Source organism: Weissella coleopterorum, assembly GCF_011304355.1.
GTDB classification, from domain to species: domain Bacteria; phylum Bacillota; class Bacilli; order Lactobacillales; family Lactobacillaceae; genus Weissella; species Weissella coleopterorum.
Genome location: NZ_CP049888.1, coordinates 380,695 through 404,577, shown reverse-complemented (window position 1 = coordinate 404,577; position 23,883 = coordinate 380,695). Strand labels below are relative to the sequence as shown.

Genomic DNA, 23,883 nt, shown 5'->3' with positions numbered 1-23,883 from the left:
CTATCTAGTATAACAAAAGCAGCCCTTTTCAGTAGAAAAAAATTCACACCTAGTAGTGGAAAATAAAAAAACAAATTCACCCCAAAACAAAATTAAACTTCAGTCTTTGGGTTGAATTTGTTTTTAACAACATAGGTATAATTTAAAAATTACTCTTGAATATAATTTGAAAGGAATTTTTCAACCTGTTCTTCATACTTATTAGTTAATTGCGCGTATGATTTCACGTGCTCTGCCTTAGGAACAACTAACAATTTCTTTGGTCCTTTTTGATCATGATAATTTTCATAGACAAACTTTGTTGGCACAAACGTGTCCGACGCTCCGTGGATAAACATCATCGGCCGTTGATTCTTAGCTAAATATTGCCCGACCTCACCCTGTTGATACGAATATCCGGCAAATATTTTTGAATACAGTGAAACAATTTTTACTAATGGCTTCGCTAACCACTTCGGCAAGTGATACATCGCATTAGCTTGGAATAACAATTCTTCACTAATTGAGTGGTATCCAGCATCTTCTACATATGCCTTAACTTGCTGAGGCGGATTCATTCCTGAAAGCATCATGGTCGTAGCTCCACCTAATGAGGCGCCCATAACCACAATTTGCGAATCGATTCCATTTCGTTGCACAATTTCTCGGGTCCATTGCTTGGCATCCTTAGCCTCTAAGAAACCATAACCAATATATTGACCACCTGATTTACCGGCAGCTCGATTATCAATCAACAAGACATTGTATCCTTTTTCGTGGAACATTGTCGCATACGGCGTCATCGCCTTATGATCGACTCCAAAACCATGAATCACTAAGGCCGTTTTTGTAGTTGGTTGATCAGCCTTCACATAATAACCTTGCAATTTAGTTCCATCGTTTGCGGACATTTTCCAAGTTTTTTTATTAAATTTTTTCCACGCTTCTTGTTTTTCATATAAGGGTTCACCAGCTTTAATGGAACTACCGGTAATAAATGCTTTTTTAGAACGAACTTCCGCAACATGGAAAAAATATCCACCTGCTGCTCCCAATATAATGATAATAATTAAAATAATACTCATGATCCATCGCAAAGGATGGAATGCTTTTTTTTGCGCTTGCATAAAAGGGCTCTCTTTTCTTTTTAATTTTCAATATATTTAGATTATCGAAATAAAATATATTTTACCATTCTTAAAACAAAAATACCATCGTTTCATTAATCAAAAAAAATTACGGGTTCACTCAAAATGAAGTTCCCGTAATTTAATTAATCAAGCCATATTTATAAAATTTAGTCTTCTAGCTCAAAAATATTTATAAAATTGCAACCCTAACTCTCGACATAAAGCTTCAAAAGAACTGGCAAATTTATTTCGATCATCATAATTTTTAAATACTAATTTAAAACCACTATCATTGGGATTACAACTAATCCGATATGCTCGGCTATCGTGGATTCTCCCCAGATAAATTACACCATTTTGGTGTTCGATCGCGCATATCGCACAAATTATATCATTAGTTAATTGCTCTGAAATCACATTAGCACGTTGAAATAATTGATATATTTCTCCTTTAATTCTTAGCGTGTTCTCTCGGTACTGCCCTTCGTTTCCTGCCATGACGTCCTCCAAAACTGATTGTTTGATTCATTTCTGTTTCATCATCATAACATTAATACTAGGTTTAACCTTAGTTTTTGCGGACCAATTTTTTTTAATCATCGTTGTTACATCATTGATTGAATCTGCCAAAAGCCAACAACACCAACAATTAAAGGTGACATCAATACCCGATTCGAAAAATCGTTATTGCAAAAAATTCTATGAATTAATTCATCTAAACTGAACTTATTTTTAGTAAATTATATTATCTCAATTATATTTATATAAATCTTTTATATTACTATTTTGAATTAATCCGACCAAACGTAGTCATTTACATAAATTTTGTATAAAAAGGATTACAGTCCATAGACCGTAATCCTATTTCTGAATTAGATTTTTTATATGATTGACGTTTACACTCCTTAAAAGCTCCCCCACAGATCAATTGATCTAGCTTTACAAGGTAGTAAAATCAATCACCTTACGACCAGTAATTGAACCTTGTTTCATTTCATCAATCACGGCGTTAATTTCTGAGAAAGGTACTGTTTCAACAATTGGATGAACCTTTCCTTCTGCACCAAACTGGAAAGCTTCTTTCAAATCAGCACGGGTCCCTACTAGTGATCCACGGACTTCAATTCCATCTAGAACGGTTTTAGCAATGTTTAATGCCATATCACCTTGAGGTAGGGCCACAGCCACCAACTTACCCATTGGGCGTAAAACATTGACTGCCTGTGAAAAGGCTGCATCATTAACTGCTGTGACTTGCGCATTATGAACTCCACCAGTTAATTCATTGACTCGCGCAACGACATCTTCCTTCTTTCGATTCACTAAGACTTCTGCCCCGTTTTGACGAGCCGCCTCTAATTTATCATCGTTCCCATCAATAACAGCGACATGAGCACCAAAAACATTATGTGCATACTGTACAGCTAAGTTTCCAAGCCCCCAGCACCGTGAACAGAAACCCATTGTCCGGGTTTAGTTTCTCCAACTTTCAATGACTTATACATCGTAACTCCTGCACAAGTAATTGATGTTGCTTGGACTGGATCTAGACCTTCTGGGACCTTAACGGCATATTTCGCGTTAACAACACATTGTTGAGCCATTGCACCGTCAACCGTATAACCTGAATTTCGGACATTTCGACAAAATGTTTCATTACCAGATACACAATAATCACAAACTCCACATGCGTCATAGAACCAAGCAATCGAAACGCGATCACCCAGCTTCAAGTAATCACCGGCGCCTTCGCCCAACTTAGCTACGCGCCCTACCCCTTCATGTCCAATCACCCGACGGAATTTACCATTTGTTGTTCCCATTTTATTTGGATCACCAAAATCACCAGCAGCAACGTGTAAGTCAGTATGACAAATTCCCACATATTCAACATCAACCAGCGCCTCTCCAAATGAAAGGGCACGTGGTTCCCAATCATCAATCAAATCGACATATCCATCATTGTTCTCACGCACTACTGCTGCTTTCATCTTTATTTCTCCTGTTTCTTGAGTAATATTTATTATTTATGTGAATGTTTTTACATATATAATTGTAATCGTTTTCTTTAGCTTTGTAAACGTTTTTATAAAAGAATAAGTATCGCCGTAAAAGATTTTCATACTACTGTATATGCATTTGTTCACTTACTTATAAAATATTTCATTATCACAAGATAGCCACCAATCATCTTTTAAACACAAAAAAAACCTCGCAAATTATTAAACGCGACCCCACATGGGGCCATTCAACCTAGACTAAGCTAGTGCCACCATCATAACGGTTTATGTTTAATAATTTGGAGATTTTAAAGGATGTTTATCGATTTTGGTCCTAACTAATTAGTCAACCAATTCCAAGATAACCATTTGTGCAGCGTCTCCACGACGTTGTACAGTCTTTAAGATACGAGTGTATCCACCCGCGCGGCCTTCAAAACGAGGTGCAACTTGATTGAACAAGTATTGCAAAGCGTTTTCAACCTTAACCTTGTCGTCTTCTGTAGTTTGTACATCAGCGACAACATTACGCAAGAAAGCAGCAGCCTTACGACGTGAAGCCAAGTCTCCGTGCTTTCCCAACGTAATCATCTTTTCAGCAGTCTTACGAACTTCCTTGGCGCGAGCCTCAGTTGTTTGAATACGACCATTGATCAACAATGATGTTGTTAAGTCACGTAACAAAGCCTTACGTTGTGAGCTTGTACGTCCCAACTTACGGTATGACATGAGTCATTCCTCCTTCTTTGGTATTATCTATCTAATTAATCTTCCTTACGGAATCCAAGGCCCATCAAAACAAGTTTATCTTGGATTTCGTCAAGTGACTTCCGACCGAGGTTACGAACAGACATCATCTGTGTTTCTGTCCGGTCAACTAACTCTTGAACAGAGTTAATTCCGGCCCGTTTGAGACAATTATATGAACGAACTGATAAGTCAAGCTCTTCGATTGGCATCTCAGTATGCTTAGGCGCAACAGTTTCTTCCTTGTCGACCATCACTTGAGCCTTCACTGCACGTTCCGACATTTCAACGAAAGCGTTTAAATGTGATGAAAGAACTTGTGCAGCTAAAGAAACAGCTTCTGTTGGAGTCAATGAACCATCGGTCCAGACATCCAAAGTGAGTTTGTCAAAATCATCACGTTGACCAACACGAGTGCTTTCAACTTGATAATTTACCCGCTCGATGGGGGTGAAAATAGAGTCAATTGCAAGAACGCCAATTGGCAAATCATCATGCAATTCTTTATTTTGATCTGCCGAAACATAACCGCGACCACGTTCAGCAGTCAATGTCATGTGTAAGGTAGACCCCGCCGCAACAGTTGCAATGTATAGATCATCATTTAAGACGGTTACATCACTATCTCCAGTAATATCGCCAGCAGTTACCGTTGCCGGTCCAGCAATATTAATTTCAAGTGTTTTTTCCTCATCACTTTCGATCTGTAATGAAACTTTTTTCAAGTTCAAAATAATTTGCGTAACATCTTCAACAACTCCTTCGACCGTTGAAAATTCATGCAAAACAGAATCGATTTGTACAGAATTGATCGCTGCTCCTGGCAATGAAGATAACAATACACGACGCAAAGAATTACCAAGCGTTGTTCCATAGCCGCGCTCTAAAGGCTCAACTACAAATTTACCGTAATTGTTACTATCTTCAACAAGAGTGATCTTTGGGTTTTCGAATTCAAGCATATTGTTTGTTACCCCTTTCATCAAAGCTTAGCTGTGAGCTAGTTGCAAAGCAATTAGACACGACGACGCTTTGGTGGCCGAGAACCGTTGTGTGGTACTGGAGTTACGTCTTTAATAGAAGAAACTTCCAATCCTGCAGCGGCCAAAGCACGGATAGCAGATTCACGCCCTGAACCAGGACCCTTAACAGTTACTTCAACTGTCTTCATACCATTTTCCATTGCTCCCTTGGCAGCAGCTTCAGATGCCATTTGCGCAGCAAACGGCGTTGACTTACGGCTACCTTTGAAACCAAGAGCACCAGCAGATGACCAGGCAACAGCGTTACCTTGAACATCGGTGATCATTACGATCGTATTGTTAAATGTTGCGTGAATGTGTGCTACACCACTTTCAATATTCTTTTTAATACGACGCTTACGATTATTACGACCTGCCATGAATACTTAACTCCTTTCTACAGATATTAATTACTTCTTCTTACCTGCAATTGCAACAGCTGGGCCTTTGCTCGTCCGGGCGTTGTTCTTGGTATTTTGACCATGAACAGGCAATCCCTTACGGTGGCGAATTCCACGGTATGATGCGATTTCTTGTAACTTCTTAATGTTCAATGATACTTCACGACGTAAGTCACCTTCCACTTTGATCCCATCCGCGATTGCGCGGATTGCATCCTCTTGGTCTGGTGTCAAGTCACGAACACGTACGTCTTCAGAAACTCCAGCTTCTGCTAAAATATTCTTAGCAGTAGTGTTACCGATTCCGTATACATATGTCAATGCGATCACGATACGCTTATCGCGAGGCAAATCGATTCCTGCAATACGAGCCATTACTCTTACCTCCTATAATTTTTATAATTGATTGTCAAAGCTTAATAAATTAAGCACCTTGACGTTGTTTGTGCTTGGGATTTGTGCAAATCACCATCACACGTCCGTTACGGCGGATAACTTTACAGTTATCACACATAGGCTTTACTGATGGACGAACCTTCATTGTATTTACCTCCAAAATAATTTTACGACTTGCTTACTTGAAACGGAATGTAATCCGTCCCTTCGTCAAATCATATGGCGACATCTCAACTTTAACATGATCTCCAGGTAGGATTCGAATAAAGTTCTTTCGAATTTTTCCTGAAACATGCGCAAGAATTTCGGCGCCGTTCTCTAATTCAACGGTAAACATGGCATTTGGTAAAGTATCCTTTACCACACCAGAAATTTCAATAACATCGTTGGCCACGTTTATGCCTCCTTCGTTGTCAGAATGAAGAACGTAACATCTAATTATAACACTTCAATCATATTTGATCGATGAATTGCAACTAGGCGTCCTTCAAATTATCAAGCAACTCTTTTACGTCGGCAAAAATCATTTCGAGTTCACGTGCACCATCAATCTTATGCAAAACACCTTGTTCCGCATAATAATTGGCAATTGGTGCTGTTAATTCTCCATTAACCGCCAAACGATTTTTAATCACTTCAGGAGTGTCATCTGCACGACCACGTGCCATCATCCGATCAACTAAAACAGCTTCATCAGCAGTAAAGTATAATACAGCGTCTAACTTGCGGCCTTGCTTAGACAACATTTCGTCTAAAGCTGTTGCTTGGTCTAAGTTCCGAGGAAATCCATCTAAGATGAATCCCCCTTTGGTATCGTCTTCAGATAAACGTTCTTCGACGATTCCATTTGTAACCTCATCGGGAACTAAATTACCAGCGTCCATAAATGACTTGGCCTTTAACCCCAACTCAGTTTCATTTGCCATAGCAGCACGGAACATATCTCCCGTACTGATGTGTGGCAAATGATAAGTCTCCACGATCATCTCAGCTTGAGTCCCTTTACCAACACCTGGTAGGCCCAACAACATGATATTTAAACTCATTATGATTTAACTCCTTCGTGAATAAAACCGACATATGCTTTCTTCATCATTAAACCTTCAAGTTGGCGAATCAAGTCAATTGCCACCCCAATCACGATTAATAATGATGTTCCAGACATACCTAGGTTACTATCTAAGCCAAACAAATGTGTGGCTAAGATAGGTGCCAATGCAATTGCTCCTAAGAAGATTGAACCCACAGATGACAAACGCATCAATAGACCCGACATCCACTTTTCAGTATCATGACCTGGGCGAACCCCAACAATGTAACTAGCTTGCTTTTGTAAATTCTCAGCCACTTTTTCAGGATTAACCTGCACAAAGGCATAGAAGAACGTAAACAAGACAATTAACAATGTGTAGAGTAACCCACCCTGCAAGGTTTGCATTGAGAACCACGTTGTCGCAGTAGTATACCAACCTTGACCACTAAACTTACCAGCAAAAGCTTGTAAAATTGTTTGTGGTGTAACCAATAATGACGAAGCGAAAATCACTGGAATCACTCCAGCAACGTTCACCTTCAAAGGTAGATACGACGAGCTACCAGAACCAACTGATCGTCGCGTATATTGCATTGGAATTTTACGAATAGCCTGATTGAACCAGGTAACAAATGAAATTGCAATTACTAACAAGAGCAATAATCCAACAAATAATGCCAAACCTTGTGCCTTATTTGAATTTTGCAAAACATTTTCTTTGATTAATTGATAGATCCCCGCTGGAACTCGCGCGATAATTCCCGCAAAGATCAGCATCGAAACACCTTGTCCCAAACCATATTGGGTAATCATCTCACCTAGCCAAACCGCAAACATTGTTCCAATAGTCAAAATCATCCCAATCATCAGATAAGTTCTAATATCGGGCGTTTTAACCAATTGAACTTGACTAAGTTGATTAAACCCAGCCGTAATTCCAATTGATTGTGCAAAAGCCAGGATAATAGTCAAATACCGTGTAACTTGGTTTAAATGACGACGACCAACTTCACCTTGTTTTGACCATTCGACAAACCGGGGCACAATGTCCATTTGTAACAATTGAACCACAATTTGAGCAGTGACGTAAGGCGAGACTCCCATTGCAAACAATGAATAGTTCGTCAAACCACCACCACTAAACATATTTAAAATGCTTCCGAGCCCAGAATTAGCAACCTCAGTTAGTGCTTTAGGGTTAATCCCTGGTACAGTAATGTACGCACCAATCCGGTAAACAATTAAAATTCCTAGAGTGAAGAACAACTTTTTACGGATGTCCTTTTCTTTTAGTGAATTGAGCACGGTTTGTAGCATTAGATCACCTCAGTTTTACCACCAGCTGCTTCGATTGCAGTTACTGCTGATGCTGAGAACTTGTTAGCCTTAACAGTCAAAGCCTTATCAAGTTGACCGTTAGCCAAAATCTTGATTCCAGCCATTTCGTTTTTAACGATTCCTGATTCAACCAACAATGCTGGTGAAATTTCAGTTCCGTTTTCAAACTTATTAAGTTGGTCCAAATTAACAACCGCAAATTCTTTACGATTGATATTTGTAAATCCACGCTTTGGAATACGACGGAACAAAGGCATTTGACCACCTTCGAATCCTAGACGTACCTTACTACGTGCCTTTTGACCTTTTTGACCACGTCCTGCAGTCTTACCATTACCTGAAGACTCACCACGTCCAACACGGTTGCGGACTTTGCGAGAACCTTCGGCAATTTCAAGCTCATTAAGCTTCATTAGGTTTTTCCTCCTTCAGAGCAATTTGTACTTACTTAACTACTTCAACAGTAACTAAGTGAGCAATCTTGAATACAGCGCCACGCGTTTGCACATTATCAGGCAATACAACTGATGAAGAAACCTTGTTTAATCCAAGGGCCTTAACAATTGCACGTTGCTTTGGCAAACGGTGGGCAGCACTCTTAACAAGAGTTACTTTAACTTGTTCAGCCATGTTCTGCCTCCTTATTCTGCCAAGTGCTCGAGTGAGACCTGACGCAAATCTGCGACTTCTTCAGCATTCTTTAATTCTGAAATTGCTTCAAAAGTAGCGCGTACAACGTTGATTGGAGTTGCTGATCCCAATGACTTTGCAGTCACGTCAGCAATTCCAGCCAATTCCAAAACGGCACGAGCAGCACCACCGGCGGCTACTCCAGATCCTTCAGCGGCTGGCTTAACTAACACGCGACCACCACCGAAGATACCCAATGCAGAGTGAGGAAGAGTTGTACCAACAGTTGGTACGGCAACGATGTTACGATTGGCAGCTTCAACAGCCTTACGGATCGCTTCAGGAACTTCCTGAGCTTTACCTGTTCCAAATCCAACGTGACCGTTACGATCACCAACAACAACCAAAGCGGCAAAACGCAAACGACGACCACCCTTAACAACCTTAGTAACACGGTTGATAGCTACGACGTTTTCTTCTAACTCACCAAGAGTCTTTGGATCGATATATGCCATGATTATTTCCTCCTTCCCTTAGAACTTCAAACCAGCTTCACGAGCTGATTCAGCTAATGCACGAACGCGACCATGATACAAGTATCCACCACGATCAAAGATTACTTCTTCAATTCCGGCAGCCTTGGCACGGTCGGCGATTAATGCACCAACTTTTGTAGCTTGTTCAGTCTTTGGTGCATCCGCAATGTTTGCATCCAAAGTTGAGGCACTAGCAAGCGTCACACCCGCTACGTCATCAATTAATTGAGCGTAGATGTTTTTGTTAGAACGGAAAACGTTCAAGCGTGGGCGCTCTGCAGTACCAGAAATCTTTCCACGAACGCGAGTGTGTCGATGTTGACGCACTTTATTCTTGTCTGACTTCGTAATCATGTTCGTAACCTCTTTTATTCTTGTTTGAAAGATATACGTAATAAGTAATATTGAGACGTTGCTCTCAATTTTAAGCAATGAGCTTAAGCTTACTTACCAGTCTTACCTTCCTTACGTGCAACGTATTCATTTTCGTAACGAATTCCCTTACCCTTATAAGGTTCAGGAGAACGTACGGCCCGGATCTCAGCGGCGAAATCTCCAACCTTTTGCTTTGAAATACCTGAAATTACAACAGTAACTGAATCAGGAACTTCCACCGTCATTTCGGTGCGGTCTTCAAATTCAACTGGGTGTGAGTAACCAACGTTCAACACAAGCTTGTTTCCTTGCTTGGCTGCACGGTACCCAACACCGACAAGCTTCAAAGTCTTTTTGAAGCCTTCTGAGACACCCTCAACCATGTTGGCGACGTTTGCACGAGTAGTTCCATGCAAAGCCTTGATCTTACCATCATCTGATGAACGAGTGAAGTTCACATCGTTTCCTTCGATAGTAAAAGCAATTTCTGAAGAAACTTCGCGTGATAACTCACCCTTTGGTCCCTTAACAGTAACAACGTCACCTTCGCGTGACAATTCAACGCCAGCAGGCAAAGTTAAAGTCTTATTACCAATACGACTCATTGTAGGATACCTCCTTTATTAGATTTTATTATTACCAAACGTATGCCAATACCTCGCCACCAATGTTTTTGGCGCGAGCTTCCTTATCGGTGATAACACCTTCAGAAGTTGAGATGATAGCAATTCCTAAACCATTCAAAACCTTTGGTAATGAATCGGCCTTAACGTATGAACGCAATCCAGGCTTTGAAATACGCTTCAAACCTGAAATAACGCGTTGCTTATCAGCACCATACTTAAGGAACACACGGATTACGCCTTGCTTGTCATCATCAATGTATTCAACGTCCCGGACAAAGCCTTCGTTCTTCAAGATCTCAGCGATGTCTTTTTTGATCTTAGATGCAGGAACTTCAACTGAATCGTGACGCACCATGTTGGCGTTACGAATGCGAGTCAAGAAATCTGCAATTGGGTCAGTCATTGACATTGATGTTGCCTCCTATAAATTTCTTACTGATTTAACAGTCTATTCTTCATTATTTAGTGAAAGGCATACCCAATTGAGTAAGCATCTCACGTGACTCTTCATCAGAGTTAGCAGTTGTTACGATTACAATATCCAAACCACGAACGCGGTTAACTGCATCGTAATCAATTTCAGGGAAAATAAGTTGCTCACGGATTCCCAAAGTGTAGTTTCCACGACCGTCAAAGGCCTTTGGTGAAACTCCACGGAAGTCACGAACACGTGGTAATGAAATGTTGATCAACTTATCTAAGAAGTCATACATCCGTTCTCCACGCAACGTAACCTTAGTTCCGATTGCCATTCCCTCACGCAAACGGAAGCCAGCGATTGACTTCTTTGCACGAGTAATTACTGGCTTTTGACCAGCAATTAATTCTAATTCTGCAACAGCTTCATCCAAGTTCTTTGAGTTGGATACAGCATCACCAACCCCCATGTTCAAAACGATCTTTTCGATCTTTGGAGTTTGCATGATTGAGCTGTAGTTAAACTTTTCGATCAATGAAGGTTGAACTTCATTAACATACTTTTCTTTCAAGCGATTTGCCATGATAATGATTTCCTCCTTTCACCTAAATTATAAAGCCGTTCCAGACTTCTTTGATACGCGTACCTTCTTACCATCTTCAATCTTGATACCAAAACGAGCTGGTTCATTAGTTGAAGGGTCAAGCAATTGTACGTTTGATACGTGGATTGGAGCTTCTTGCTCGATAATTCCACCTTGTGGGTATTGGTTACTTGGCTTTTGGTGCTTCTTCATCATGTTAACACCTTCAACCAAGACACGGTCTGAAGCAGCGATAGTCTTAACGATTACGCCCTCTTTACCTTTGTCCTTACCGGCGATAACCTTAACCTTGTCACCTGTCTTTACAAACATGCTAGGCTTCCTCCTTGATTTATTGATGGCGCTAATTACAATACTTCAGGTGCCAATGACACAATACGCATGTAATCGTTGTCACGTAATTCACGTGCAACAGGGCCGAAGATACGAGTTCCAACAGGACTCTTATCATCCTTAACGATAACTGCAGCGTTCTCATCAAACTTGATGTATGAACCATCTGCACGGTGTGATGATGAAACGGTACGAACGATAACTGCCTTAACGACATCACCCTTCTTTACAGTTCCACCAGGAATTGCTTGCTTTACGGTTGCAACGATCATGTCACCGATTCCGGCGAACTTACGACCAGATCCACCCAAAACCTTAATAGTTAAGATTTCACGTGCTCCAGAATTATCAGCAACATTCAAACGACTTTCTTGTTGAATCACGATTTTGTCCTCCTTCCGTTATTGGTAAAATTCGAGATTAAAACGATTAGATAATAACGGCCTTCTCGACGATTTCTACCAAACGGAAGCGCTTTGTAGCTGAAGTTGGACGTGTCTCCATGATACGTACCATATCTCCTGCTTTAGCTTCGTTGTTTTCATCGTGAGCCTTAAACTTCTTCGTGTACTTAACACGCTTTCCATAAACTGGGTGGTTCTTATAAGTTTCAATGGCAACAGAAATTGTCTTATCCATCTTATCTGAAACCACGCGGCCTGTGTAAACCTTACGTGCATTACGAGCTTCAGTCATCTCGGTCTCCTCTCCTTACTACTTGTTCAATTCTTGTTGACGAATCACAGTCTTAATACGAGCAATTTGCTTACGTACTTCTGACAAACGAGCCGTGTTCTCAAGTTGACCAGTAGCTAGTTGGAAACGCAAGTTAAACAACTCTTCCTTGTAGCTTTTTTCCTTAGCCACTAATTCAGCTGTACTGAGGCCCTTGATTTCGTTTTTTAAATCTTTGGTCTTCATTATTCACCCTCCACTTGGCGAGCTAAGATCTTAGTCTTAACTGGCAACTTGTTAGCGGCAAGGCGCAAAGCCTCACGGGCAACTTCTTCAGGAACACCGCCGACTTCAAACATTACCTTACCACGCTTGACTGGGGCAACCCAACCAACTGGGGCACCCTTACCATTACCCATACGTACTCCAACACCTTTAGAAGTGTATGACAAGTGTGGGAAAATTTTAATCCAAACCTTACCACCACGCTTCATATAACGAGTCATAGCAATACGAGCAGCTTCGATTTGACGATTTGAAACCCAGTGTGAAGTAGTTGCTTGCAATCCGAAATCACCGAAAGCAACTGACTTACCACCTTTAGCTTCACCGCGCATGTGTCCACGATGTGGCTTACGGTACTTAACACGCTTTGGAACTAGCATGATTACTTGGCCTCCTTGCTCTTAGACTTTTTTTCAGGCAAGATATCTCCACGGTAAATCCAAGTTTTGATTCCTAATTTACCGTAAGTTGTAGCTGCCTCATCCCAAGAGTAGTCGATATCTGCACGCAAAGTGTGCAAAGGAACTGTACCCTCAGTGTATTGCTCGATACGAGCAATGTCTGCTCCGTTCAAACGTCCAGAAACTTGTGTTTTGATACCCTTGGCACCAGAACGCATAGCTCGTTGGATCGCTCCACGCATTGAACGACGGAAAGCCACACGGCGTTCCAAGTCTTGTGCAATTTGTGAACCGACCAAGTGGGCGTCCAAATCAGGCTTCTTAATCTCAATGATGTTGATGTGAACACGTTCACCCTTAGTCACCAAACGTGACAATTCGTTACGCAATGCATCAACTTCTGATCCACCCTTACCAATAACCATTCCAGGCTTAGCAGTGTGGATTGAGATGTTAACACGGTTAGCTGTCCGCTCAATTTCAATACGTGAAACTGAGGCTTCAGCCAACTTAGTCTCGATATACTTACGCAACTTCATGTCTTCTAACAAAACATTAGCGTAGTCCTTCTTGTTTGCGTACCATTTAGCATCCCAATCGCGGATGATTCCGACACGGAAACCAGTTGGGTTAATCTTTTGACCCATGACTCAATCCTCCTTACTTTTCTGTTACCACAACAGTAATGTGGCTTGTGCGCTTATTGATTGGTGAAGCTGAACCCTTGGCACGTGGACGGAAACGCTTTAACGTTGGTCCTTCGTTGGCAAAGGCTTCTGCAACTACCAAATCTTCGCGATCTAGTGAGTAATTGTTCTCAGCATTAGCAACTGCTGAGTTCAATACCTTATATACATCTTCTGATGAGTGGTTTGGCAAGAATTGCAAGATTGCAAATGCCTCAGCCACTCGCTTTCCACGAATTTGGTCAAGCACAAGGCGGACCTTACGTGGTGCGACACGAACGATTTTCGCTGTGGCGCGTGCTGATGTGATTTCTTCAGCCATTGTATTGTCCTCCTTAATTAGCTACGCTTCGTTTTCTTATCATCCGCTGCGTGTCCATGGAATGTACGCGTAGGGACAAATTCACCAAGCTTGTGTCCGACCATGTCTTCTTGTACCAACACTGGTACGTGCTTACGACCATCGTAAACGGCAAATGTCAAACCGATAAAACTTGGAAAAATCGTTGAACGACGTGACCATGTCTTGATGACAACTTGTTTTTCAGAAGCATTAGCTGCTTCAACCTTCTTTAACAAGTGTGCGTCAGCGAATGGTCCCTTCTTCAGGCTGCGACCCATAATGAAGTCTCCTCTCGTATGCTTTTATTTAGATCTAATTGGAATATTAGACTACTTGCTCTTACGTCCACGAACGATAAACTTGCTTGAACGCGCGTTAACGTCACGTGTCTTCTTACCAGCAGTCTTCTTACCCCATGGTGACATTGGAGATGGACGTCCAACGGGCGCTTTACCTTCTCCTCCACCATGCGGGTGATCGTTAGGGTTCATAACAGATCCACGAACGTGTGGACGTTGACCCTTCCAACGACGACGACCAGCCTTACCCCAGTTGATCAATGAGTGTTGTTCATTTCCAACAACTCCAACTGTGGCACGGTTAACGGCAAGAATCATACGTACTTCACCAGATTGAAGACGAACAAGGACGTACTTTCCTTCCTTACCCAACAATTGTGCAGATGCACCAGCTGAACGAGCAAGTTGTCCACCCTTACCAGGCTTCAATTCGATGTTGTGGATTTGAGTTCCATCAGGAATGTTTGCCAATGGCAAAGCGTTTCCGACTTTGATATCGGCATCAGGACCAGATTGAACGGTCATGCCAACTTCTAATCCCTTAGGCGCCAAGATGTATGCCTTTGTACCATCAGTATATTGTAACAAAGCGATGTTTGCTGTCCGGTTTGGATCGTATTCAATCGCAGTAACCTTTGCAGTAACTTCATCCTTAGTACGCTTGAAGTCGATGATACGGTATTGACGCTTATGTCCACCACCACGGTGACGAACAGTCATGTGTCCGTAAGAATTACGGGCACCAGTGTTTGACTTTGATTCCAACAAGCTCTTTTCAGGCGTCGTCTTTGTGATCTCAGCAAAATCTGAGCTCGTCATGTTACGACGTCCGTTAGAGGTTGGCTTGTATTTCTTGATAGCCACGCTGCTTTCCTCCTAATTAGTTTTCGTTGAACAATTGAATGTCCTTAGAAGCAGCAGTCAATTTAACAATTGCCTTCTTACGCTTCTTAGTGTAACCAGCGAAACGTCCTTGACGCTTCAACTTACCACGTACATTTGCAGTATTGATCTTTTCGATTTTAACATCGAAAATTTCTTCAATAGCGCTCTTGATTTGTGGCTTAGTAGCACGAACATCAACTTCAAACGTGTAACGTTTTTCATCCAAAACGCTCATCGTTTGTTCAGTGATGATCGGGCGCAAAATGATATCACGTGCGTCCATTATGCCAAAACCTCCTCAACTTGTGACAAAGCTGATTGTACAACAACCAACTTATCGTTGTTGATAACGTCCAACACATTTACACCCTTAGCAGTCATAACCGTGATATTCTCAAGATTACGAGCAGCTAATGCGGCGTTAGTGTTGTTGTCATCCAAAACAACCAATGTCTTTTCGTTAACATTCAAGTTGTTCAAAACAGCCTTGAATTCCTTTGTCTTTGGTGCATCAAATGACAAACCATCAACGATTACCAATGATGAATCCAAAACCTTTTGTGACAACACTGACTTCAAAGCCAAACGATATGCCTTCTTAGGCATCTTGTAGGCATATGAGTGTGGAGTAGGTCCGAAGACAATTCCTCCACCACGCCATTGTGGGCTACGGATTGACCCTTGACGGGCACGTCCAGTTCCCTTTTGACGCCAAGGCTTACGACCACCACCACGAACAGCAGAGCGGTTCTTAACGGCGTGAGTCCCTTGACGCATTGATGCACGTTGCATCAAAACGGCATCAGTGATGACGTTATTATTAGGTTCGATACCAAAAATTGCGTCGTTCAACTCAACTTCACCGGCATTTGAACCATCTTGCTTAAATAAAGCAACCTTAGTCATGTTTAAATCCTCCCTTCGTCCTTATTACTTAGCTTTAACAGAGTTCTTAACAGTAACAAGTGACTTGTTTGCTCCAGGGACATTACCCTTGACCAAGATTACGTTGTTTTCAACGTCTACCCGTACGACTTGCAAGTTTTGAACCGTGCGCTTGTGGTTACCCATCCGTCCAGGCAATTTCTTACCCTTGAAGACACGATTGATAACGGCTCCCAATGAACCTGGACGACGGTGGTAACGAGAACCGTGCGCCATAGGACCACGAGATTGTCCATCTTTCTTAATGTTACCTTGGTAACCATGACCCTTTGTGATTCCAGTAACGTCAACGACTTCACCTTCAGCGAATACATCAACCTTTACTTCATCCCCAACGTTTAATTCACCCTCAGCGTCGCGGATTTCACGAATGTAGCGCTTAGGGGTCGTGTTTGCTTTAGCAACGTGACCTTGTTCAGGTTTGTTAGATAAAACAGTACGCTTATCAGAGAAACCTAATTGAATCGCATTGTAACCATCGTTTTCAAGTGTTTTAACTTGAAGAACAACGTTAGGTGTTGATTCAATCACAGTAACTGGAATAAGTTCACCGTTATCAGTGAAAACCTGAGTCATGCCGATTTTACGGCCTAAGATACCCTTAGTTGTCATGACTATCTCCTTTTTTGATAAAAATATTTTTAATCAGTTTTAATGCTTAATCAGGCAAAGTTTGAATTCAAATTTTAAATTACAACTTGATTTCGATGTTGACACCGCTTGGTAATTCAAGCTTTGATAATGCATCAACAGTTTGAGCAGTTGGATTTACGATATCGATCAAACGCTTGTGTGTGCGCATTTCGAATTGTTCACGTGAATCCTTGTGCTTGTGTGGTGAACGCAAAACAGTGTACAAAGTACGTTCAGTAGGCAATGGGATTGGTCCTGAAATTTCAGCACCAGTACGCTTTGCCGTCTCAACGATCTTCTCCGCTGATGCGTCGATGATTGTATGTTCGTATGCCTTTAAGCGGATACGGATCTTCTTGTTTGCCATGATTGACTCCTTCCTTCGTCCATATTGGAATATGAGACTAACTCCGTGAGAAAAACCAACACGCCGCTCTGAAATCCATGGCAATGGTTTCAGTGACAATGTTGCCGGGTGTGTCGCAACCTCTCACATCATCGCTCGTTATTGTCATTACTTCATTTGGAACAGTATTTCGCCATTCCAGAAATAACGTACTTGAATATAATAACCCAGGACATTAGACTTTGCAAGCTTTTTATCATCTTTTTTATTTTTAAAAAATTTTTAAAAACTGTTTTTTTGCCAAACTTTTTTAAATAATTTACATTTATGACTTGAATTTATTTTTTATTAAATTAATCTGACCATGTTAAATTCAATTGTTACAAATAAAAAGGCCTCCATAAAATCGGAGGTCTTATATAATTACTTCTTATAGTAAATAAAAATTATTTCTGATTATTTTCGACTCCAGGAACTTTAAATTCTATTTCTGGTGATAAATAATCAAAATCTAAGCCCGGCTTTGCATTTAAATCCCAACCGGCGCGTTTGCCATGCCGATATGCAATATCACCAGCTGCCCCAATCATGGCTGCATTATCACCAGCTAGTTCCAGCGGTACCTTTACCAATTTGATCTGTTCAAATTCAGCCGACAGTTGATCTAAGCCGTCCCGCAGACCTTGATTAGCAGCGACACCTCCTGCCACGATAAACATTTTCACTGGGTACTTTTCTAGGGCTAATCGTGTTTTAGTCAATAGGATTTCTAATACTGCGGACTGAAAACTAGTTGCAAGATTAGTCAGATCTAACGTCTCGCTCCGTTGATCTGCATTGTGCTTTAAATTAATTACCGCGCTCTTAAGTCCTGAAAAACTAAAATCTAATTTCCCATCATTCATCAAAGCTCGCGGTAATTGGTAAGTGGATTCCCCTTGATGCGCCATTTGATCAATCGTTTTACCTGCCGGATAAGACAACCCCATCGTTCGGCCAACTTTATCATACGATTCGCCGACTGCATCATCACGTGTATCCCCAACGACAACATAATCATTCTCAGAATTCATCAGCACAAATTCTGTATGCCCCCCTGAAACCATCAGAGCTAAAGCAGGATATTGGATGGGTTCAACAAATTGGGCCGCAGAAATATGTCCAGCCATGTGTACCACTGGTACTAATGGTAAGTTGTGCGCCCACGCAATGGTTTTTGCCGCCGTAATTCCAATCAAAAGCGCACCTACTAATCCTGGACCATACGTTACTGCCACTGCAGTTAAATCATCATACGTCAATTGGGCATCTGATAGCGCCGCTTCAACTAATAAGGTGATTTGTTCTATATGGTGACGGCTAGCTACTTCTGGAACAATCCCCCCAAAACGCTGATGACTCTTAATTTGTGTTGCAATTTCTAAACTCAAAATCTCATTTCCATTTTTGATAATTGCGACACTCGTTTCATCGGCACTTGATTCAAAAGCCAAGATAATTCGATCAGTCATCATTCATTCTCCCATTCATTAATTTTTAAATCCATTAAATACGCCGCTTCGACCGGGTTTTGATAATATTTTTGCCGGACGTAATAGGTTTCAAAGCCGATTTTTTGATACAATTTTTGCGCTTTTTCATTCGAGACGCGTACCTCTAACAACACACGTACAGGGGACGCAAAACGAGCGAGCCATGTGGTTAACAGCGCTTCCCCCACTCCTTGGTGCTGCCACGCTGGATCTACTGCGACATTCGTAATCGATAATTCATTCAAGACTAAACTAGCGCTCACATACGCAATCAATTTTCCAGCCACGCGCCCGCCAAAATAGCATGCCGTTGGCTGAGCTAAATCAGTCATAAAAACCGCTTCTGACCAGCCTCCTCCCGAATAACTCCGTTGCGTCAGATCAAAAAGTTCATGTGCTTGAACTTGATCACTCCAGACGATGTCGCAATTCATGAGGCACTACCGCCAACTTTAACCATCATCTCCAACGCCGGTTCATGATCTTCATAATAGTCAGGATGCTGTCTGATCATCTTAAAATTTAATTGTTGATACAATTTTTGCGCTGCAACATTATCTTCGCGGACTTCCAAGGTGACACGTTCAAAGCGATGTTGTACAGATAAAGACATCACGTAAGCTAGTAAAGCTTTGGCTAATCCTCGTCGTTGCCACTGGGGGTGCACCGCAATATTAGTAATATGTGCCGTTTTCTTACCGGCTGCAAAGCTAGCACCAATATAAGCCAGGACCGAACCCGTTTCTTGCGCCCGCAGGACTAGATAGAGTCGTTCATTCGTCCGGTCAACTTCATCTTCAAAAACTTCGAGTGGCCAAGGTGTCATTCCTTGATAAGCTGCTTCTTCAATTTCAAACATATCGACAGCATCAGTATGCTGCGCGACCATCAAACTATATTCTTGTCCCTCAATCATCATGGTTTGGACAAAATTCTGGACCTCAGCAGGCAAAGCTGAACTTTGCGTGCGTGTCCACCATTTATTTAATTTTTTCAACATAATCATGATTCTCTGCATTCGGGTTTAAGGCTTGCCAATCAGCTTCAGCTTGAGTGACGCGTAAGTATTTTGGATTAAAATTATGTACAGCAGCTGGCGCCTGAATAGCCGTAGCTGTACGACTCACATTCAGCATTGTAGCTGCATGTGGGAAATTATCTTCCGCAAATTGCGCTTGCGGTACGTTTTTTTTGAGCATATCTTGAAATTTTTGATACTCTCCAACGTAGACCACCGCTTGAGCACCAACTGCTAATGGAAGATCATGAATCGAAGTATGTTGATCCGCTTTGACTGTGACTAATTCACCCGCTTGCCAACGATATTGACCAGCGTAAACATTATCATTTCGCGCATCCATCATTGGGATAATCAAAGTATCTTCATTTAATACATTGGCGGCCAGTAGTGCTAGCCCGGAAATTCCAATCAATTCCAGTCCCAAAGTAAACGCCAACGTTTTAGCCGTGGTCACAGCTAAGCGCAACCCAGTATATGAACCTGGTCCTTGACTAACAATGACTTGATTGAGATCCTGTGGCTGCCAACCTTGATTTTGTAATAAATGGTCAATGGTGGGTAATAATTGTTCTGAGTGATTCCGTGGTGAATTCGTCTCAAACTGTTCTAATAAATTTCCGTCTTGAAAAACAGCAGCCGATAAAGGCTGATTGGAAGTATCAAAAGCAATGGTTTTCAATCTCTTTCTCCTAACTATTTTTGCACTGACTTAGTTCCACCGGCATCTCCATTGGCACCCTCTTCAGTTCCTGGGTTAAACCAATCAGCTCGGGCATTGGTATTTTGAACTTTTAAATTAAAGTACCCCACCATTTTATTTGGCGCAGACTGCCATGAATAGGTCTTTTTTAAAGTCGCTTGCGTTATAATCCGCTTACTTGTATCTGGAAACAAACAGCTAACAATGGTTAATTGCGCTTGATCAGTAGGTGCCAAAACCTCTGAGTCCGTTTCTTCTTTAGTGACTTGATTAGTAATTTTATAATCATAAATACCAGTTTGATTGGCCAAATACACATCTTGACCATTCAACCAATCAGATTCGCCTAATTTACCATTAATTAAATAGGGAGCATTTGCATTTAAATCTTTTTGGAGACCACTAAAACCGGTTTTACCATCATTAAAATTATGTGCTGCTAGGCCATAATTCCCCTGACCCATGACAGGAATATTTTTTCCGGTCGGATCTTCAGGATAGCGATTTGCATAATCCGCTCCCAAGTTAAGTCCGGCTACCGAATAAGCATCATTATAAATCGGCAGTAAAATCGATTGTGATGGAATAGCGACAAATCCAACTTTTTCAAATTGATCTTGTGTATTTTGATCACGCATCACCATTTTTTGGATTTGCTGGCGATTTACATGTAGAGTCGCTTTCTTTTGCACTTGTTGGGCGACATACTGATTCCGATACTGTGCTACTAAAGCCTGGACGTTGAATAGATTTGCAGTATACGCAGTCAGCCCTAAACTACCAATCACAATTAAAATGGCTGTAATTAAAACAAAAGTCGTTTTCTTATGTAACAATTTTTGAATCAGACTAATTATAAGGGCAATCAGCACTGCCACACCTAAAATAATGATTAATGGTAGGATTAAATCGGTCCAATTAGACTGTGTATTTGCGATCGCTTGGCTCATCTTCTGAATCTCCATAATTTTCCACTAGAATAAAAAACTATTCTTATTATATCTTTATCGTTAATAACTTACAAACCATTTTGTCACCCCATCATCCACTCTCACATAACATAAAAAACGCTAAGATCAGTTGAACTGATTTTAGCGTTTTAATGAATTTAATATTAGATTTCTTGTTCAAAGTCAGAAGGCTTGTATAGCTTAACATACTTAGTCAAGATAAAGTCCACCACAAACCCAACTACAATTGGTACAACGAAGAATACGATAATTGAAATCATTGGATTAACATAATGTGTAATCCATTGCGCATCTGCCGCGTCCTTAGCAACTGATTGAATTGGTGTAACTAATCCGATCCACCCAAATCCAGCAGATGTTGGCGTTCCTTGAACGTTAAACAAGGCAACCGGAATTCCAGAAATTGCAGCCGTAATTAAGAATGAAATCATGGTTACTGGCTTGGCAAAGACGGATGGCATCATCCCCTTCATTGCTCCCAAGAAGATCGCAACTGAAGTTCCCTTTTTATTCACCTTAATTGAGTTAATCAACAAAATAACTGTGGTTGCAATCACTCCAACTCCGGCTGCTCCAGATCCCAAACCAGCTAATGAAATTGCTAAGGCAATTCCAACCGTTGAAATTGGTGTGATAATGATAATTGCGAAGGCCATCGCAATCAACATTGACATTGGAACTGGCTGCAAGGTCGTAAACGTTTCAACCATTTTTCCAATCCAAGTTGTCACGTCCCCAACGTAAGGGGCGATTTCTTTTCCAATCAATCCAACCCCACCACCAACAATAATTGGTGTCAAAATAATAGCAACTGATCCAAAACCACCAAGGTACTTAGCAATCAACCAAATTACTAAGACTCCAATCGCCGCCACGATCATAGCGTTAATCACATCTCCGGCTCCGGCAGTCATATAAACTGTGGCAGGTGCTTTTGAAGCAATCCCAGTCACAGGATTAATGAAACCTTTCGGTGCCGTAGCCCACTTTGTTGCTCCTGAGGCAGCTGCGACAGCAATCCCCATCGTTCCAACATCTAATGGTTTCATGTTGAATTGCAATGCGATACATACCCCAATTAAAAGCGGGATAAATGATGTAAACAAGACCAAAATTGCATTCAGGTCACTGGCCCAATTAGTAACACCTGGTGTGATAAATAACTTCAAAAGATACTTCAAAACAGCGGATGGAAGTACCCCAATTAAGATTCCTTGGGCTGATCCACTCAAAATTTTAAAGAAAAAATCTTTAGCTTTTAATTGATAATTCCCATCAAAATAATTCATAATCCTATTCTCCAATATAAAAAGACGCCGAGACTCCATAATCATAACAGATTCGATTGCAACAATTCAGTTATCTATCAATTCAGTCAGAACGGACGGCTAAGCGTCTTATTAGTATCTACAAATTCTAAAGTGTAATCTTAGTATTCTACAGCGATGCTAGGCTTTTCACCATTGATGAAATCTAAGCTAGCTGAAAGTGATTGTGTAACCATTTCATAAACAGCCTTAGTTGTGTAGAAGGCCGTGTGTGGTGTTACCAACACGTTTTCACGTGAAATCAAATCAGCAATGCGAGCATCGGGGAATTCTTTGTTTTCCCAATCTTCATTAAACAATCCAACTTCATTTTCATAAACGTCGATTGCCAAATCAGAAATCTTTCCTGAATCCAAACCAGCAATAACCGCATCCGTGTCAATCAAGTTTCCACGTGAGCAGTTGACAATTACAACGCCATCTTTCATCTTAGCAATTGATTCAGCATTGATCATTTTGTCGTTGGCTGGTACACCAGGAACATACAATGAAATAACATCAGCTTGTGCGTACAATTCGTCCAAAGTATCAACATACAAACCTTGTGCTTCAACTTCGTCGTTCTTATACAAATCGTATGCCACAACCTTGGCCCCAAAACCTTGAGCAATCTTCATTGCTACCCGACCAATGTGACCAGTTCCGATAATACCAACGGTTTGCATCCGCATTTCACGACCAATTGTTGGAGCCCAACGCAAGTCATGCTTAGCAATCTTAGCATCCAATGCCTTCGTCCGACGGAGCAAACGTGACATTTGAATCATTGAGTGCTCAGCGATCGCATTTGGTGAATAAACAGGAACATTTGAAATGCTGAAATCAAATTCACGAGCGGCATCCAAATCGATATTATCGATTCCAACGTTACGTAATGACATCTTGTTGATTCCAACTTCATGCAAAGCAGTTAAAGTTTCGCGAGTATAGTCTAATTGTTGATAGACATTAACTGCATCATATCCTTCTGCTAATTTAGCAGTTTCTGGATCCAATAGTTGATCAGTAAAGTCAACTGTTACCTCTGGGTTAGCTTCGCGCCATTGGTTTAAAGCTGGAATTTCATCATCACGAATTCCGTATGCAAAAATCTTTGCCATAATTCTTATATCCCCTTTTAATCTAAATTTAAAATAAAGCAACTTTGTTCTGAAAAGGACATGTGAAATTACATACACTCTCCTACACAATAATTTTAACGCATCTGTACATTTTATTCAATTCATATTAGCAATTTCAGTAATATTTTTACATTATTTTTGATG

General features: G+C 41.1%; 37 protein-coding genes and 1 pseudogene. All 38 read right to left on the bottom strand.

The genetic code is table 11. From position 1 onward, the window contains the following. Positions 1-149: 149 nt before the first annotated feature. The 38 genes and pseudogenes from G7084_RS02220 to G7084_RS02035 all read right to left on the bottom strand — a co-directional run bounded on the left by G7084_RS02220 (position 150) and on the right by G7084_RS02035 (position 23,718). Positions 150-1,106, bottom strand: a complete 957-nt coding sequence (locus G7084_RS02220) for an alpha/beta hydrolase (RefSeq protein ID WP_166009664.1) — start codon at positions 1,104-1,106, stop codon at positions 150-152. A 183-nt stretch (positions 1,107-1,289) separates the two neighbouring features. Beyond that, positions 1,290-1,607, bottom strand: coding sequence for a hypothetical protein (locus G7084_RS02215; protein ID WP_166009662.1), 318 nt, complete (start codon positions 1,605-1,607; stop codon positions 1,290-1,292). Between the two features lie 441 nt (positions 1,608-2,048). Next, a pseudogene (adhP, locus tag G7084_RS02210) lies at positions 2,049-3,100 on the bottom strand (alcohol dehydrogenase AdhP). Between the two features lie 351 nt (positions 3,101-3,451). Next, positions 3,452-3,838 carry a 50S ribosomal protein L17 gene (rplQ, locus tag G7084_RS02205; RefSeq protein ID WP_166009660.1) on the bottom strand — a complete coding sequence of 129 codons (387 nt, stop codon included), beginning with the start codon at positions 3,836-3,838 and terminating at the stop codon, positions 3,452-3,454. Positions 3,839-3,873: 35 nt separating this feature from the next. Continuing rightward, a complete protein-coding gene (locus G7084_RS02200) occupies positions 3,874-4,818 on the bottom strand; it encodes a DNA-directed RNA polymerase subunit alpha (protein WP_166009658.1) in 945 nt (314 codons plus the stop codon). 53 nt (positions 4,819-4,871) lie between these two features. Further along, positions 4,872-5,258: a 30S ribosomal protein S11 gene (gene rpsK / locus G7084_RS02195; RefSeq protein WP_166009656.1), complete on the bottom strand. Its 387-nt coding sequence runs from the start codon at positions 5,256-5,258 to the stop codon at positions 4,872-4,874. 30 nt (positions 5,259-5,288) lie between these two features. Then, a complete protein-coding gene (gene rpsM, locus G7084_RS02190; RefSeq protein ID WP_166009654.1) occupies positions 5,289-5,654 on the bottom strand; it encodes a 30S ribosomal protein S13 in 366 nt (121 codons plus the stop codon). Positions 5,655-5,703: 49 nt separating this feature from the next. Next, a complete protein-coding gene (gene rpmJ / locus G7084_RS02185) occupies positions 5,704-5,820 on the bottom strand; it encodes a 50S ribosomal protein L36 (RefSeq protein ID WP_013989368.1) in 117 nt (38 codons plus the stop codon). A gap of 33 nt (positions 5,821-5,853) precedes the next feature. Then, entirely contained in the window at positions 5,854-6,069 is a 216-nt protein-coding gene (gene infA, locus G7084_RS02180; protein ID WP_013989369.1) for a translation initiation factor IF-1, read from the bottom strand. Between the two features lie 82 nt (positions 6,070-6,151). Beyond that, positions 6,152-6,721, bottom strand: coding sequence for an adenylate kinase (locus G7084_RS02175; protein WP_166009652.1), 570 nt, complete (start codon positions 6,719-6,721; stop codon positions 6,152-6,154). Beyond that, positions 6,721-8,025: a preprotein translocase subunit SecY gene (gene secY / locus G7084_RS02170; protein WP_166009650.1), complete on the bottom strand. Its 1,305-nt coding sequence runs from the start codon at positions 8,023-8,025 to the stop codon at positions 6,721-6,723. The genes G7084_RS02175 and secY overlap by 1 nt, the downstream gene beginning before the upstream one ends. Beyond that, positions 8,025-8,459 (bottom strand): 50S ribosomal protein L15, encoded by a 435-nt coding sequence (gene rplO, locus G7084_RS02165; RefSeq protein WP_166009648.1) that lies wholly within the window; start codon positions 8,457-8,459, stop codon positions 8,025-8,027. Before rplO ends, secY begins: the two co-directional genes overlap by 1 nt. Before the next feature lie 31 nt (positions 8,460-8,490). After that, positions 8,491-8,676 (bottom strand): 50S ribosomal protein L30, encoded by a 186-nt coding sequence (gene rpmD / locus G7084_RS02160; protein WP_006845959.1) that lies wholly within the window; start codon positions 8,674-8,676, stop codon positions 8,491-8,493. An 11-nt stretch (positions 8,677-8,687) separates the two neighbouring features. Further along, a complete protein-coding gene (rpsE, locus tag G7084_RS02155; RefSeq protein WP_425508986.1) occupies positions 8,688-9,191 on the bottom strand; it encodes a 30S ribosomal protein S5 in 504 nt (167 codons plus the stop codon). Between the two features lie 18 nt (positions 9,192-9,209). After that, positions 9,210-9,566 carry a 50S ribosomal protein L18 gene (gene rplR, locus G7084_RS02150; protein ID WP_166009646.1) on the bottom strand — a complete coding sequence of 119 codons (357 nt, stop codon included), beginning with the start codon at positions 9,564-9,566 and terminating at the stop codon, positions 9,210-9,212. Positions 9,567-9,655: 89 nt separating this feature from the next. After that, positions 9,656-10,192: a 50S ribosomal protein L6 gene (gene rplF / locus G7084_RS02145; RefSeq protein ID WP_166009643.1), complete on the bottom strand. Its 537-nt coding sequence runs from the start codon at positions 10,190-10,192 to the stop codon at positions 9,656-9,658. A 31-nt stretch (positions 10,193-10,223) separates the two neighbouring features. Beyond that, entirely contained in the window at positions 10,224-10,622 is a 399-nt protein-coding gene (rpsH, locus tag G7084_RS02140) for a 30S ribosomal protein S8 (protein ID WP_006845963.1), read from the bottom strand. Between the two features lie 49 nt (positions 10,623-10,671). Beyond that, entirely contained in the window at positions 10,672-11,214 is a 543-nt protein-coding gene (gene rplE / locus G7084_RS02135) for a 50S ribosomal protein L5 (RefSeq protein ID WP_166009641.1), read from the bottom strand. Positions 11,215-11,241: 27 nt separating this feature from the next. Next, a complete protein-coding gene (rplX, locus tag G7084_RS02130; RefSeq protein ID WP_166009639.1) occupies positions 11,242-11,547 on the bottom strand; it encodes a 50S ribosomal protein L24 in 306 nt (101 codons plus the stop codon). A 35-nt stretch (positions 11,548-11,582) separates the two neighbouring features. Next, positions 11,583-11,951, bottom strand: coding sequence for a 50S ribosomal protein L14 (gene rplN, locus G7084_RS02125; RefSeq protein ID WP_006845966.1), 369 nt, complete (start codon positions 11,949-11,951; stop codon positions 11,583-11,585). A gap of 46 nt (positions 11,952-11,997) precedes the next feature. After that, a complete protein-coding gene (gene rpsQ, locus G7084_RS02120; RefSeq protein ID WP_006845967.1) occupies positions 11,998-12,264 on the bottom strand; it encodes a 30S ribosomal protein S17 in 267 nt (88 codons plus the stop codon). A gap of 18 nt (positions 12,265-12,282) precedes the next feature. After that, positions 12,283-12,489, bottom strand: a complete 207-nt coding sequence (gene rpmC / locus G7084_RS02115; protein ID WP_006845968.1) for a 50S ribosomal protein L29 — start codon at positions 12,487-12,489, stop codon at positions 12,283-12,285. After that, positions 12,489-12,908 (bottom strand): 50S ribosomal protein L16, encoded by a 420-nt coding sequence (gene rplP, locus G7084_RS02110; RefSeq protein WP_166009637.1) that lies wholly within the window; start codon positions 12,906-12,908, stop codon positions 12,489-12,491. The genes rpmC and rplP overlap by 1 nt, the downstream gene beginning before the upstream one ends. Positions 12,909-12,910: 2 nt before the next feature. Continuing rightward, positions 12,911-13,576, bottom strand: a complete 666-nt coding sequence (gene rpsC / locus G7084_RS02105; protein WP_166009607.1) for a 30S ribosomal protein S3 — start codon at positions 13,574-13,576, stop codon at positions 12,911-12,913. A 13-nt stretch (positions 13,577-13,589) separates the two neighbouring features. Next, the gene (gene rplV / locus G7084_RS02100) at positions 13,590-13,937 is read right to left on the bottom strand and encodes a 50S ribosomal protein L22 (protein ID WP_006845971.1); all 348 of its coding nucleotides are present in this window, start codon (positions 13,935-13,937) and stop codon (positions 13,590-13,592) included. A gap of 17 nt (positions 13,938-13,954) precedes the next feature. After that, positions 13,955-14,236, bottom strand: coding sequence for a 30S ribosomal protein S19 (gene rpsS, locus G7084_RS02095; RefSeq protein ID WP_006845972.1), 282 nt, complete (start codon positions 14,234-14,236; stop codon positions 13,955-13,957). 51 nt (positions 14,237-14,287) lie between these two features. Further along, positions 14,288-15,121: a 50S ribosomal protein L2 gene (gene rplB, locus G7084_RS02090; protein WP_166009605.1), complete on the bottom strand. Its 834-nt coding sequence runs from the start codon at positions 15,119-15,121 to the stop codon at positions 14,288-14,290. A gap of 16 nt (positions 15,122-15,137) precedes the next feature. Continuing rightward, positions 15,138-15,425, bottom strand: a complete 288-nt coding sequence (gene rplW, locus G7084_RS02085) for a 50S ribosomal protein L23 (protein ID WP_166009604.1) — start codon at positions 15,423-15,425, stop codon at positions 15,138-15,140. Then, entirely contained in the window at positions 15,425-16,048 is a 624-nt protein-coding gene (gene rplD, locus G7084_RS02080; RefSeq protein ID WP_166009603.1) for a 50S ribosomal protein L4, read from the bottom strand. The genes rplW and rplD overlap by 1 nt, the downstream gene beginning before the upstream one ends. A 24-nt stretch (positions 16,049-16,072) precedes the next feature. Continuing rightward, on the bottom strand, positions 16,073-16,699 hold the full coding sequence (rplC, locus tag G7084_RS02075; RefSeq protein WP_166009601.1) for a 50S ribosomal protein L3: 627 nt from the start codon (positions 16,697-16,699) through the stop codon (positions 16,073-16,075). A 79-nt stretch (positions 16,700-16,778) separates the two neighbouring features. Next, positions 16,779-17,087 (bottom strand): 30S ribosomal protein S10, encoded by a 309-nt coding sequence (gene rpsJ / locus G7084_RS02070; RefSeq protein ID WP_166009599.1) that lies wholly within the window; start codon positions 17,085-17,087, stop codon positions 16,779-16,781. Positions 17,088-17,512: 425 nt separating this feature from the next. Beyond that, a complete protein-coding gene (tsaD, locus tag G7084_RS02065) occupies positions 17,513-18,577 on the bottom strand; it encodes a tRNA (adenosine(37)-N6)-threonylcarbamoyltransferase complex transferase subunit TsaD (RefSeq protein ID WP_166009597.1) in 1,065 nt (354 codons plus the stop codon). Then, positions 18,577-19,032 carry a ribosomal protein S18-alanine N-acetyltransferase gene (rimI, locus tag G7084_RS02060; protein WP_166009595.1) on the bottom strand — a complete coding sequence of 152 codons (456 nt, stop codon included), beginning with the start codon at positions 19,030-19,032 and terminating at the stop codon, positions 18,577-18,579. The genes tsaD and rimI (G7084_RS02060) overlap by 1 nt, the downstream gene beginning before the upstream one ends. After that, on the bottom strand, positions 19,029-19,616 hold the full coding sequence (gene rimI, locus G7084_RS02055; RefSeq protein ID WP_246163841.1) for a ribosomal protein S18-alanine N-acetyltransferase: 588 nt from the start codon (positions 19,614-19,616) through the stop codon (positions 19,029-19,031). Before rimI (G7084_RS02055) ends, rimI (G7084_RS02060) begins: the two co-directional genes overlap by 4 nt. Beyond that, the gene (tsaB, locus tag G7084_RS02050) at positions 19,579-20,298 is read right to left on the bottom strand and encodes a tRNA (adenosine(37)-N6)-threonylcarbamoyltransferase complex dimerization subunit type 1 TsaB (protein ID WP_166009591.1); all 720 of its coding nucleotides are present in this window, start codon (positions 20,296-20,298) and stop codon (positions 19,579-19,581) included. The genes rimI (G7084_RS02055) and tsaB overlap by 38 nt, the downstream gene beginning before the upstream one ends. A 14-nt stretch (positions 20,299-20,312) precedes the next feature. Next, on the bottom strand, positions 20,313-21,284 hold the full coding sequence (locus G7084_RS02045) for a class A sortase (RefSeq protein ID WP_246163839.1): 972 nt from the start codon (positions 21,282-21,284) through the stop codon (positions 20,313-20,315). A 149-nt stretch (positions 21,285-21,433) separates the two neighbouring features. Then, positions 21,434-22,579 (bottom strand): PTS sugar transporter subunit IIC, encoded by a 1,146-nt coding sequence (locus G7084_RS02040; RefSeq protein WP_166009589.1) that lies wholly within the window; start codon positions 22,577-22,579, stop codon positions 21,434-21,436. Between the two features lie 140 nt (positions 22,580-22,719). Further along, a complete protein-coding gene (locus G7084_RS02035) occupies positions 22,720-23,718 on the bottom strand; it encodes a D-2-hydroxyacid dehydrogenase (protein WP_166009587.1) in 999 nt (332 codons plus the stop codon). Positions 23,719-23,883 lie beyond the last annotated feature (165 nt).

What these genes read in the sequence shown, in the direction of transcription:
- G7084_RS02200 (WP_166009658.1), bottom strand. Translation starts at nt 4,818, where the DNA reads ATGCTTGAATTCGAAAACCCAAAGATCACTCTTGTTGAAGATAGTAAC.
- rpmC (WP_006845968.1), bottom strand. Translation starts at nt 12,489, where the DNA reads ATGAAGACCAAAGATTTAAAAAACGAAATCAAGGGCCTCAGTACAGCT.
- G7084_RS02215 (WP_166009662.1), bottom strand. Translation starts at nt 1,607, where the DNA reads ATGGCAGGAAACGAAGGGCAGTACCGAGAGAACACGCTAAGAATTAAA.
- rplW (WP_166009604.1), bottom strand. Translation starts at nt 15,425, where the DNA reads ATGGACGCACGTGATATCATTTTGCGCCCGATCATCACTGAACAAACG.
- rplF (WP_166009643.1), bottom strand. Translation starts at nt 10,192, where the DNA reads ATGAGTCGTATTGGTAATAAGACTTTAACTTTGCCTGCTGGCGTTGAA.
- rplO (WP_166009648.1), bottom strand. Translation starts at nt 8,459, where the DNA reads ATGAAGCTTAATGAGCTTGAAATTGCCGAAGGTTCTCGCAAAGTCCGC.
- rplC (WP_166009601.1), bottom strand. Translation starts at nt 16,699, where the DNA reads ATGACAACTAAGGGTATCTTAGGCCGTAAAATCGGCATGACTCAGGTT.
- rplD (WP_166009603.1), bottom strand. Translation starts at nt 16,048, where the DNA reads ATGACTAAGGTTGCTTTATTTAAGCAAGATGGTTCAAATGCCGGTGAA.
- rplV (WP_006845971.1), bottom strand. Translation starts at nt 13,937, where the DNA reads ATGGCTGAAGAAATCACATCAGCACGCGCCACAGCGAAAATCGTTCGT.
- rplP (WP_166009637.1), bottom strand. Translation starts at nt 12,908, where the DNA reads ATGCTAGTTCCAAAGCGTGTTAAGTACCGTAAGCCACATCGTGGACAC.
- rpsK (WP_166009656.1), bottom strand. Translation starts at nt 5,258, where the DNA reads ATGGCAGGTCGTAATAATCGTAAGCGTCGTATTAAAAAGAATATTGAA.
- rpsM (WP_166009654.1), bottom strand. Translation starts at nt 5,654, where the DNA reads ATGGCTCGTATTGCAGGAATCGATTTGCCTCGCGATAAGCGTATCGTG.
- tsaD (WP_166009597.1), bottom strand. Translation starts at nt 18,577, where the DNA reads ATGACTGATCGAATTATCTTGGCTTTTGAATCAAGTGCCGATGAAACG.
- rplQ (WP_166009660.1), bottom strand. Translation starts at nt 3,838, where the DNA reads ATGTCATACCGTAAGTTGGGACGTACAAGCTCACAACGTAAGGCTTTG.
- rpsJ (WP_166009599.1), bottom strand. Translation starts at nt 17,087, where the DNA reads ATGGCAAACAAGAAGATCCGTATCCGCTTAAAGGCATACGAACATACA.
- G7084_RS02220 (WP_166009664.1), bottom strand. Translation starts at nt 1,106, where the DNA reads ATGCAAGCGCAAAAAAAAGCATTCCATCCTTTGCGATGGATCATGAGT.
- rpsH (WP_006845963.1), bottom strand. Translation starts at nt 10,622, where the DNA reads ATGTCAATGACTGACCCAATTGCAGATTTCTTGACTCGCATTCGTAAC.
- G7084_RS02035 (WP_166009587.1), bottom strand. Translation starts at nt 23,718, where the DNA reads ATGGCAAAGATTTTTGCATACGGAATTCGTGATGATGAAATTCCAGCT.
- G7084_RS02045 (WP_246163839.1), bottom strand. Translation starts at nt 21,284, where the DNA reads ATGGAGATTCAGAAGATGAGCCAAGCGATCGCAAATACACAGTCTAAT.
- rimI (WP_166009595.1), bottom strand. Translation starts at nt 19,032, where the DNA reads ATGAATTGCGACATCGTCTGGAGTGATCAAGTTCAAGCACATGAACTT.
- rplR (WP_166009646.1), bottom strand. Translation starts at nt 9,566, where the DNA reads ATGATTACGAAGTCAGACAAGAATAAAGTGCGTCAACATCGACACACT.
- rimI (WP_246163841.1), bottom strand. Translation starts at nt 19,616, where the DNA reads ATGCAGAGAATCATGATTATGTTGAAAAAATTAAATAAATGGTGGACA.
- G7084_RS02175 (WP_166009652.1), bottom strand. Translation starts at nt 6,721, where the DNA reads ATGAGTTTAAATATCATGTTGTTGGGCCTACCAGGTGTTGGTAAAGGG.
- secY (WP_166009650.1), bottom strand. Translation starts at nt 8,025, where the DNA reads ATGCTACAAACCGTGCTCAATTCACTAAAAGAAAAGGACATCCGTAAA.
- rpsQ (WP_006845967.1), bottom strand. Translation starts at nt 12,264, where the DNA reads ATGACTGAAGCTCGTAATGCACGTAAGGTTTACACAGGCCGCGTGGTT.
- rplE (WP_166009641.1), bottom strand. Translation starts at nt 11,214, where the DNA reads ATGGCAAATCGCTTGAAAGAAAAGTATGTTAATGAAGTTCAACCTTCA.
- G7084_RS02040 (WP_166009589.1), bottom strand. Translation starts at nt 22,579, where the DNA reads ATGAATTATTTTGATGGGAATTATCAATTAAAAGCTAAAGATTTTTTC.
- rpsS (WP_006845972.1), bottom strand. Translation starts at nt 14,236, where the DNA reads ATGGGTCGCAGCCTGAAGAAGGGACCATTCGCTGACGCACACTTGTTA.
- rpmD (WP_006845959.1), bottom strand. Translation starts at nt 8,676, where the DNA reads ATGGCTGAACAAGTTAAAGTAACTCTTGTTAAGAGTGCTGCCCACCGT.
- rplX (WP_166009639.1), bottom strand. Translation starts at nt 11,547, where the DNA reads ATGTTTGTAAAGACAGGTGACAAGGTTAAGGTTATCGCCGGTAAGGAC.
- rpsC (WP_166009607.1), bottom strand. Translation starts at nt 13,576, where the DNA reads ATGGGTCAAAAGATTAACCCAACTGGTTTCCGTGTCGGAATCATCCGC.
- rpsE (WP_425508986.1), bottom strand. Translation starts at nt 9,191, where the DNA reads ATGGCATATATCGATCCAAAGACTCTTGGTGAGTTAGAAGAAAACGTC.
- rpmJ (WP_013989368.1), bottom strand. Translation starts at nt 5,820, where the DNA reads ATGAAGGTTCGTCCATCAGTAAAGCCTATGTGTGATAACTGTAAAGTT.